Source organism: Morganella sp. HMSC11D09 (assembly GCF_001807955.1).
In the GTDB taxonomy this organism is placed as follows: domain Bacteria; phylum Pseudomonadota; class Gammaproteobacteria; order Enterobacterales; family Enterobacteriaceae; genus Morganella; species Morganella morganii.
Genome location: NZ_KV791652.1, coordinates 1 through 529, shown reverse-complemented (window position 1 = coordinate 529; position 529 = coordinate 1). Strand labels below are relative to the sequence as shown.

Here is a 529-nt window from a genome sequence, read left to right as displayed (position 1 = left end):
CCGGCGCAACAACGGCCCGATCCTGTCCAGCCCGGCAGATATGGCAGAGCGCGGGTTTGTATCTGCGCATAACCGGTTGTTTACGGCACTGGCAGCAAAGCGTCGGGAGATGAAACAGAGCTGCGGGGTGATGGCGTGAAGACTAAACAAACCAAAATGGAATTAATCCATTACGAAAAAGGCAAAGATAAAAAGTCAAAAAAGTACATGGTGAGCCACGATAACGGAAAAACAAAATTGGAGCAGGAGCTTAGCGTTACCTGTGATTTGTTTTTTAGCCGTGGCTTCAAAGTTGAAATAGCTATGGACGATTTCCCGCGTTTCGATAATGAAACCGAGGCGGTGCTGAAGTATGCAGACTGGCTTGAGAGACTTGGAATTGCATTACGCCGGGAAGCGAAAAAGGCAATTAAGCGGGGTGTTGCATGACATCTTTAACTCTGACCCTCCCGTTCCCGCCCAGCATGAACACCTACTGGCGATCCCCATCGCGGGGAGCCTTAAAAGGCCGGGTGCTGATCAGTGAAAA

The 529-nt window shown here is 49.9% G+C and carries 1 protein-coding gene; it reads left to right on the top strand.

The annotated features are described in order from the left end of the window. Window positions 1–135: 135 nt before the first annotated feature. Window positions 136–429 (top strand): hypothetical protein, encoded by a 294-nt coding sequence (locus tag HMPREF3119_RS02005; RefSeq protein ID WP_246829230.1) that lies wholly within the window; start codon window positions 136–138, stop codon window positions 427–429. Window positions 430–529 lie beyond the last annotated feature (100 nt).